The organism is Algoriphagus aquaeductus (assembly GCF_003253485.1).
Classification (GTDB): Bacteria; Bacteroidota; Bacteroidia; order Cytophagales; family Cyclobacteriaceae; genus Algoriphagus; species Algoriphagus aquaeductus.
The window spans coordinates 1-9,437 of record NZ_QKTX01000032.1; the positions used below are offsets into that span (position 1 = coordinate 1).

6 protein-coding genes are annotated in these 9,437 nt (G+C 42.6%); all 6 read left to right on the top strand.

The window, feature by feature from the left end; genetic code table 11:
* Positions 1-275 precede the first annotated feature (275 nt).
* Positions 276-962, top strand: coding sequence for a hypothetical protein (locus CLV31_RS21530; RefSeq protein ID WP_111395157.1), 687 nt, complete (start codon positions 276-278; stop codon positions 960-962).
* A complete protein-coding gene (locus CLV31_RS21535; RefSeq protein ID WP_111395158.1) occupies positions 952-1,632 on the top strand; it encodes a hypothetical protein in 681 nt (226 codons plus the stop codon). The genes CLV31_RS21530 and CLV31_RS21535 overlap by 11 nt, the downstream gene beginning before the upstream one ends.
* Positions 1,633-2,695: 1,063 nt before the next feature.
* The gene (locus tag CLV31_RS21540) at positions 2,696-3,478 is read left to right on the top strand and encodes an alpha/beta fold hydrolase (RefSeq protein ID WP_111395159.1); all 783 of its coding nucleotides are present in this window, start codon (positions 2,696-2,698) and stop codon (positions 3,476-3,478) included.
* Between the two features lie 227 nt (positions 3,479-3,705).
* Positions 3,706-4,800, top strand: a complete 1,095-nt coding sequence (locus CLV31_RS21545) for an efflux RND transporter periplasmic adaptor subunit (RefSeq protein WP_111395160.1) — start codon at positions 3,706-3,708, stop codon at positions 4,798-4,800.
* 2 nt (positions 4,801-4,802) lie between these two features.
* The gene (locus tag CLV31_RS21550; RefSeq protein WP_111395161.1) at positions 4,803-7,865 is read left to right on the top strand and encodes an efflux RND transporter permease subunit; all 3,063 of its coding nucleotides are present in this window, start codon (positions 4,803-4,805) and stop codon (positions 7,863-7,865) included.
* Entirely contained in the window at positions 7,865-9,208 is a 1,344-nt protein-coding gene (locus CLV31_RS21555) for a TolC family protein (protein WP_111395162.1), read from the top strand. The genes CLV31_RS21550 and CLV31_RS21555 overlap by 1 nt, the downstream gene beginning before the upstream one ends.
* Positions 9,209-9,437 lie beyond the last annotated feature (229 nt).

Below are 9,437 nucleotides of genomic sequence, written 5' to 3' on the forward strand. Positions count from 1 at the left end.
ATGACAACACTAATTTAGTTATTCAGCCTAAGGAAAGGAAGCCTAGGCTTCCTTTCCTTAAACCTTTAGTGTTGCATTTATAACTTGAATCTGGGTACACATTTCAATACAATTCAAATCCCAATACTAATGCAGCTACTCAGTGGGTTGCCGCACATACTTGGAATACAATCCGAGATGCAGGTTTAAAAAATAGCCAACTTGGAATTAATTATACATCGGAAGCATTAAATGTTTGGATTTCCTCACGAATTACCCAAACTGCCTCTGCACCAATGCTTCGTACTATATTTAATACATCTATAGTTTCTCTAGGCTTAGATTTTTATCTGGCCGGTGTTACAGGCCCTCTCGGTGTTGCTGCTAAACAAATAATGCAAAATCTTGTCCCCGATATCACTTTAAGATACGGATCAAGTAACTCCCAAACTCAGTTTGCAGCTTCAATAATTGAAACTATTTATCATGAAATGGGTCATGCTACCCACCATACTCTCGTTGGGAATGGGTACTGGACTGATTATATTTCCTATATCGTTTCAAACGGTGGATATGGATCTAAAAACTCAATCGGAAGTGGGAGAATAGCAGTGGCCGAAGCATGGGGAGCATATGTGGGAGGACTTTATGGGAGTATGTATTATGGTAGTTTTACTGGGAATTCTAATGCCCAAAATCTAAAAGACAATTTCATTTTGAATCTTGAAAATCAAAAACCGTCTGATACTTCACAATCAAATTATTGGATTCCGCGTGGATTGTATTACGATCTTACGGATACTGGGGAACCTGGATTTACAGGAGTGGTTGATAATGCTAATCTTTATACACCAAATATGATCTTCGAAAGTCTAAATGGTGGGGTGTTATCTGTTTCGCAATTCAAAACAGACTTATTGGGCAGAAACAACAATTTACAATCCTTACAAGTTAATCAATTAATACAGAGTTATGGATATTAAGATTACTAAATTTGCTTTTTGGCGAAATGTGAGGCTAATTGTCTTCCTTCCTTTCGTATTATTTTCATGTGGTGAGGATGACACATTGTATTTGTCCAAAGAATTTAATTTTCCTGTTACAATTTCCCCAGCCAAGGAGAATTTTGAGATTGGAGATACGTTGAAAATTGAAATTTTAATCCCTGAGATCATGGCTGATCGGGAAAATTCCGTTCAATACCTATTTGAAAACTTTGATTTCGATCCTTTTTTAAGTATTCGGGAATTGAGTGAAAAATCAAAAGATTTAGCCGAACAACCTGGTGCCGTAAGAAAAGTGAAAATAATTAATGTGGAAGGGGATATAAATCCCTTTAGCGCCGCTGGTTGTAAATTAACCCTTATCAATAAGGATTCTGCATATCGGTTAACCAGTAAATTTGTTGTTTTAGATTCTGGTATCTATAATCTTTCATTTAGCACTACCTCAATATCTGGTACAGCCAAACTTATTAACCCTCCAAAAGGATATAAAACAATTATAGCAGGGGTTGGTCCATCTTACTTTTTGGTTAACTCCGGTATAGAAATCAATAGTCATTTAATTAATCAACATACGGCAAGTAATTTTGATTTTACAAGTAGCGAGGGGTGGGCTAGACCTTTTTTCTCTTTCAGAGTAGTAAAATAGTATTTAAGCATTTTCAAAATTGCTTCCCCTTCTGGGTGTGGAAGGAGATTAATTAGGACTAAGGTAGAATTCCTTCCCTGCAATCCGGGCTCTCGCTAAAAGGCTTGACAAAAGCTTTTTCTGACGCTTGATCTGTCTTTCTATACAAACAAATTCTTCCCTGTGCCTACTGGGACTTCATAGGTGCTGGGAAAATGAGAGTTGAGGGGGGAGGAGATATCGTGATAAATACTGCGTCTAAAGGTGACGAAAGTTTAAACCCGTAGAATCAACAAGGGTAATTTTTGCGATTTTTTACCCTCGTTCAATTATCGCAGGTAAAATTTACCCTCTTTGGAGAGGTGGACCATCCGAATTGAAGTTCACTTAGGTCTATATTTTTTTTACCTAATTCAATTCGGATCGAGGCCGGATTTTGGGTCCCTCCCGTAGTCAGGAAGTGCAGCAGGGAGACAGTTTGGAGATTGGAGTTTTTGAGACCCCGATAGCTATCGGTCTAGTTTAACAATATGGTGAGGACCGAGCGTTAAAAATCAATCCTGTGGACTTATTTAGTAAGGGGCCAGTTTGAAGGGTGGGAGCAAATCCGCATCTAATACAATGAGGACTCAGCGTTAAGGATTAGCTCAGTGGGCTAATCTTGCGAAGTGCAAGAATGTAGGGCGAGAGACAAGCGGCTTGGGGGTGATCATGTATCATTATGGGGCGAGGTTTTATATTCCTGTCCCAATAGCGGGAGAAGATGGTTTGTGCATGATCCGCTGGCTGAGAAGCAAATTATCAGAATGTACTTTTTGAATTCTGTAAAATTCAAGTTTTTTTGATCTCGAAAGCTAGGTTTGAGGGAAAAAAGGCTTCCAATTTTCCCCTAGTTATTTTTTCTATTTTCGTACCGGTTTAAACCCAAAAACTTTTATTGAGTCAAACTGAGACATTAGCATCCCTTTAATTTTCCTTTGGTGGCAGGAATTTGCCTTCAGTATGTTTTCCTAAAAAAGCATGAAAAAGCTGTTTTAAATTTGAATTTAGGCAACCTTTGACTTCCCGGTTTGGTTTTCCACCTATGTTATACTACAAGCAATTTTTACATCCAAACAGCGGCGAATGGATCGTATTTATCCATGGCGCGGGGGGAAGTTCTGCGGTTTGGCATAAGCAACTCCGCGATTTTCAAAAAGATTTCAATCTTTTGCTGATTGACTTACGAGGCCATGGCAAATCCATTGATCTGCCTCAGGCTATTTGGAAGCAAGAGTATACGTTTGAGGCTGTCACAGAGGACGTCATTGAGGTCTTGGATCATTTGAATCTTCCTCCCGCACATTTCATGGGTGTCTCTTTAGGTACTATTTTGGCCCGTCAGCTGGCAGAAATGGAGCCGAATAGAGTCAAATCCTTGGTCATGGCCGGTGCTGTCACGAGGCTGACTACCCAAAGCAGAATTTTGGTGTTTCTAGGCAATGCCTTTAAGCGCTTTATTCCATACATGTGGCTCTACCGGCTGTTTGCATTCATAATCATGCCCAGAAAGCAGCACGCCGAATCCAGAAATCTTTTCATAGCAGAAGCACAGAAGCTTTGCCAAAAAGAATTTATTCGCTGGTTTAAGCTGACCAAAGACATCAATCCGCTGTTGAAATATTTCAAGGAAAAGGATTTGGGAATCCCCACCTTGTATGTCATGGGTGACCAGGATGTGATGTTTTTGGAACCCGTTAAAAATCTGGTCAAGGAGCATAAAAATGCTGTTCTGCAAATTTTGAAAAAATGTGGGCATGTGGTCAATGTCGAGCAACCCGAACAATTCAATCAACTCTCTTTAACCTTTCTAAAAAACCAAAATTAATCCGACCTATTTCTCTAGATGAAATCGAGCATGAACCAAGCGAAACAAACTGAGATGGCTATAAGCCATGCGAGATTCTCCCGATTTAAGATCGGGACGGGCTATGTGACCATAGAAAAATCAATTATTCACACATGAAATCGAGCATGACGCTAAGCGACACACAAAGGGATGATTATAGACCAAGCGAGATTCCATCTGGCAGATAAAAAACAAATTATAAACAGATGAAAAAGCAGACTAAAGTAATTCTTGTCATAGGAATCCTTCTGATAATCGCAGTTTCCTTTTTGTATCCAAGATTTGGAAATCAAGGAGGCAGTGGGGGATCTACTTCTTCCGGACCTTCGAGTGGGGGACCGGGTGGAGGGGGAGGTCAGCCCTTGCCGGTATCTGTAGTCAAGCTTCAAAAAGAAGCCCTCAGTAATCAGCTTCAGGTTTCAGGGACTATTCTTCCCAATGAAGCCGTGGATTTGAAGCCGGAAATTTCGGGTTTGGTGAGAAGAATTAATTTCAAAGAAGGTCAATACGTTACCAAAGGTACACCTTTGGTTTATCTGAATGATGATGAATTACAGGCTCAATTTCAACGTCTTCAATACACTCAAAAATTATTTGAGACCCAAGAAAATCGCCAAAAGCAGCTTTTGGCAAGAGAAGCGATTTCTCAGGAAGAATACGACATTGTGTTGAATCAATTTAATACCGCATTATCCGACATTAAATTGGTTGAGGCACAACTCCAAAAAACAGTCATAAGGGCCCCATTCAATGGGATTCTCGGGTTGAGGCAAATTTCGGAGGGTTCGGTGATCAACTCTGCCAATGTGATTGTGAGTATTGTGAATATTGATCCGATTAAAATCGAATTTTCTATTCCCGAGCGATATTCCTCCCAAGTGTCCGTAGGAGCACCGATTTTTTTCAGTAGCGAGTCTTCTGCTGAGGAAGTTCAGGGTAGAGTGTATGCCTTCGAACCTCAGATTGACGCGGCTACGCGTACGATCAAGCTGAGAGCAGAAAGTCCCAATAAGGGCGGGAAGTTTCTCCCGGGAATGTTCGTGAAAATCAGATTTGTATTGGAAGTTAAAGAAGATGCGTTGATGGTTCCGGCAGAATCTGTCATTCCTGAATTGTCTGGTTACAAAGTTTTTGTAGTCGGAGCAGATGGAAAGGCAGAGCAGCGGATGATTGAAATTGGTACCAGAACAGACACTCATGTCCAAATTTTGTCAGGATTGAATGAAGGTGACATGGTACTTACTACAGGTGTGATGCAAGTAAGGCAGGGAATGCCGATCCAACCTAATCAAGTGAATTAATCATGTCCAGTCTTTCCAGTTTAAGTATTAACCGGCCAGTATTGGCCATTGTGATGTCCCTTGTAATTCTGCTCTTTGGCGGGATCGGGATATCACTGTTGGGTGTCCGTGAATATCCGGCTGTTGATCCGCCGGTAATCAACGTCAGTACTTCCTACGTTGGTGCCAATGCCGATGTGATCTTGGCTCAAATCACTGAGCCACTGGAAGAGCAAATCAATGGGATTCAAGGCATCAAGTCCTTGACTTCTACCAGTTCAGACGGGAGAAGCAACATTACGGTGGAATTTGAAGTAGGAGCAGACTTGGAAGCAGCCGCCAATGATGTTCGGGACAAGGTATCGGGCGCCCAGCGTAACCTGCCTCCGGATGCAGATCCGCCCGTGGTTTCTAAAGCTGATTCAGACTCCCAACCCATCGTTGGAGTCAATGTAAAAAGTGAGAAAAGAAGCTTGCTTGAGCTTTCCGAAATTGCCAACAATGTTTTTAAAGAGAGACTTCAGACAATTCCCGGAGTAAGTAGAGTTCAAATCTGGGGGGAAAAGCAATATGCCATTCGACTTCGGATGGACCCACTCAAAATGGCGTCTTATGGGATTACTCCAATGGATGTCTTGAACAAAGTACAGAGTGAAAATGTGGAGCTCCCATCAGGTCGGATAGAAGGCCAAAGCATTGAGCTTTCTGTACGTACCAAAAGCCGATTGAGCACACCTCAGGAATTCAATAGCCTGATCATTAAGGAGAGCCAAAGTAACATTGTCAGATTTCAGGACATCGGTACAGCCGAGCTCTCTGCCTTGAATGAAAAGACTTTACTGCGTAGAGATGGGGTCCCAATGGTAGCCGTGGTCTTGGTTCCTCTTCCAGGGTCCAATAACATTGATATTGCAGATGAATTTTACAGAAGGTTGGAATTTATCAACAAAGACCTTCCGGAGGATGTGGGAGTAGAAATCGGATTTGATGGTACTACCTATATCCGAAGTTCGATCAAGGAAGTACAGGAAACCATCATCACCGCCTTTGTTCTGGTCGTGGCCATCATTTTCTTGTTCCTGAGAGATTGGAGGACCACCTTTATCCCCGTAGTGACCATTCCAATTTCCCTGATTGGGGTGTTTTTCATCATGTACCTGATGGACTTCTCCATCAATGTTCTCACCCTTCTGGGGATTGTATTGTCCATTGGTCTGGTAGTGGATGATGCCATTGTGGTGTTGGAAAATATCTATGCCCGAATAGAGAAGGGGGAAAAACCGCTAGAAGCAGCAGCAAAAGGGGCAGAGGAGATTTTCTTTGCGGTAATCGCTACCACAGTAGCTTTGGCGGCAGTATTTCTGCCTGTAATTTTTCTTACCGGGACGACTGGTAGGTTATTCCGGGAGTTTGGAATTGTAGTGGCAGGTTCGGTGATCATTTCTTCTTTTGTGGCCTTGACGATGACCCCGATGCTCAGTGCCAAAATGTTGAAGCACAGGGAAAAACAAAATGCCTTCTATAACCTGACCGAGCCTTTCTTTGTGTGGTTGAATGACCTCTATGACTCGGCATTGAGCCAATTCATGAAAATCAGATGGATAGCTTTCCCGATTATCGGATTGATGGCCTTTGGGATTTACTGGTTTGTTTCCAACATTCCTAGTGAGTTGGTGCCTATTGAGGATCGCTCAGAGCTCAGAATCAATATGACAGGACCCGAAGGGGCTACATTTACCTACATGGATAATGTGATCAACAGTGTGGCAAATCAACTGATGGAGGATATTCCTTCCACTGAAAGAACGGGCGTCATCAGTATTACCTCACCTGGATTTGGGACAGCAAATACCAACTCGGGATTTGTGAGACTATTCCTGACCGATGCTTCTCAGCGAACTCGTTCACAGCAGGAGATTTTTAACGGAATCAATGCTAAACTCAGAGATATTACCGCGGTCAGGGCTTTTGCCCAACAGCCGGTTTCCATTGGTGACAGACGGGGAGGATTGCCGGTTCAATATGTGATTCAAGCTCCTACTTTGGAAAAGCTTAAGGAAGTGATTCCTCCTTTCTTGGAAAAAGCATCCCAAAATCCGGCATTCATATTCACAGACATCAACCTGAAGTTTACCAAACCTGAATTGGAGATCGAAATCGACCGGGAAAGAGCCAGAAATATGGGGGTCTCGGTGCAGGAAATCGCCCGAACGCTGCAATTGTCTTATTCAGGACAGCGGTTCGCCTATTTTATTCAAGGAGGAAAGCAGTATCAGGTAATAGGTGAAATGAGACTTGAAGATCGAAATGAGCCAATCAACCTAAGAATGCTCTATGTAAGAGGGGATAATGGTCAATTGGTGCAGTTGGACAACCTAGTCAAAGTGGTTGAAAAAAGTACGCCTCCTCAATTGTATCGATTCAATCGATTTGTAAGTGCCACGGTTTCAGCAAACCTGGCGGAGGGATACACAATCGGTGCAGGTTTGGATGAGATGGATAAAATCGCCGCAGAAGTATTGGATGAGTCCTTCTCCACGGATGTTTCCGGTCCTTCAAAAGAATTTAGAGAGAGTTCCAACAGTTTGCTTTTCGCCTTCATTTTCGCCTTGATCCTGATATATCTGGTGCTTTCTGCTCAGTTTGAAAGCTTCGCCGATCCCCTCACGATCATGTTTACGGTTCCTTTGGCGATATTCGGGGCATTGGGCACACTCTGGATATTCGATTTCACCCTGAATATATTCAGTCAGATCGGCATCATCATGCTGATCGGCTTGGTGACTAAAAACGGGATTTTGATTGTGGAATTTGCCAATCAGCGGAAAGCTCAGGGAATGGATGTGGATGAGGCCATTTACGGTGCCGCTGTAGCTCGTTTCCGCCCTATTTTGATGACAAGTTTGTCTACGATTCTTGGGATTTTGCCTATTGCACTGGCTTTGGGAGCGGGTGCAGAAAGCAGAGTGCCTATGGGAGCTGCTGTCATTGGCGGGTTGGCATTTGCCACTGTGCTTACCCTGTTTATTATCCCGGCCATTTATACCTACTTGACTTCTAAAAAAGGAAGATTAGCCAGAATTTGATGAAGAAATTAGTTTTTGCGCTCTTTTTGTGCGTTCAAATCCCCACTTGGAATGTCTGGGCACAAGGTTCTCTTGACCTTGAAAAAGCCCTGCAAATTGGATTGGAAAATAACCTCCAGATAAAAATTGCTGTTCAAAACGTCGCCTTGAGGGAAGGAGACCGAAAGATTGGGGTAGGTGACTTGTTTATGCCTCAGGTAGATGCGACCTACCTTCGGTCATTCAGTACAGAAGATGTCGAGCAGAAATTCATCAATGACCCGGCCCCACGACAGATTGACGATGCCAAAACCAGAAATGAAAATTTCAGTATAGTGGGGATTTATGGATTTCGGCCCGAATCCATGATTGTCATGAGGAGATTGGGGCAGTTGTCTGAAATCAGTGAATTGGAGGCTAAAGTGGCGGTAGAGAATACCGTAGCAGGAATTTCCACTGCCTATTATCGCCTAATCCTTGAATTGCAACGCTATCAGGTTTTGAAGCAGACCCTGAGGTTGAGCAAAGCCCGAGTCGACATCGCGCAGGCTCAGTATGAGTTGGGTGGGGCCGGAAAAAGAGACTTTCTCTCTGCTCAAGTGGATTACAATGGAGACTCCAGTTTATTGTTGACCCAGGAAGAGATAATACTCAATGCCCGGGTCAATTTGAACGAGCTGATGGCTGTTGGTCCCGATTACGACTATGCAGTCAGTGATACCATCATTATTTCCGAACCCCTTCAGTTGGAGTTTCTTCTTGAAAATGCATTCTTGGAAAATAAGCAACTTTTGATTGCTCAAAGACAAAAGAATGTGGCCTTTCTTCAAATGAAAGAGCTTCAGGCGACTCGACTTCCTTCCCTCAATCTCAATGCATCCTATTTAAACAATACCCTGAATTCGGATGCCGGATTTTTGATCCAAAACCAAAGACAAGGGTTTAACTATGGCGGGAATATCACGGTCAACCTATTCAATGGACTTACGCTGAACAGAAGGATTCAAAATGCCAAGGTTCAACAAAAAATTCAGGAATATTCCTTGGACCAATTTCAAATCCAACTCCAGTCGGATATTCAGAGGGCATTCAATACCTACCAGAAAAACCGTCAACTGCTCTTGATCGAAGAAAAAAATTATCAAGTAGCAAGGGAAAACTCTTCGATTGCACTTGAAAGATTCCGTTTGGGGATCGCCTCCTATTTGGAGTTTAGAGATGCTCAGGTAAACCTGCTTTCTGCTGAAAACAGACTCATCACCTCGATCTATAACATCAAGGAACAGGAAATTGAGCTGTTGAGATTATCCGGGAAGATCTTCTTTGAGAATCTTGCCGATGATTTTGTACCGGCTCAAAACTAAGTAGAACACGGAGGTAGCGAAGACCTCCGTTTTTTATTTGCTTTTTTCTAAAATGGCTTAAATTTTATTTTGGCATAGCCTTTGCCAATTGCGCTCTGTCACCATCCGGGGATTTCCCCGAAGGAATGAAAAGACCCAGATTCAAGTTATAAATGCAACACTAAAGGTTTAAGGAAAGGAAGCCTAGGCTTCCTTTCCTTAGGCTGAATAACTAAATTAGTGTTGTCAT

Excerpts from the sequence above, each read along its gene's own strand:
- CLV31_RS21535 (WP_111395158.1), top strand. The coding sequence starts at position 952 with ATGGATATTAAGATTACTAAATTTGCTTTTTGGCGAAATGTGAGGCTA.
- CLV31_RS21545 (WP_111395160.1), top strand. The coding sequence starts at position 3,706 with ATGAAAAAGCAGACTAAAGTAATTCTTGTCATAGGAATCCTTCTGATA.
- CLV31_RS21540 (WP_111395159.1), top strand. The coding sequence starts at position 2,696 with ATGTTATACTACAAGCAATTTTTACATCCAAACAGCGGCGAATGGATC.
- CLV31_RS21555 (WP_111395162.1), top strand. The coding sequence starts at position 7,865 with ATGAAGAAATTAGTTTTTGCGCTCTTTTTGTGCGTTCAAATCCCCACT.
- CLV31_RS21530 (WP_111395157.1), top strand. The coding sequence starts at position 276 with ATGCTTCGTACTATATTTAATACATCTATAGTTTCTCTAGGCTTAGAT.
- CLV31_RS21550 (WP_111395161.1), top strand. The coding sequence starts at position 4,803 with ATGTCCAGTCTTTCCAGTTTAAGTATTAACCGGCCAGTATTGGCCATT.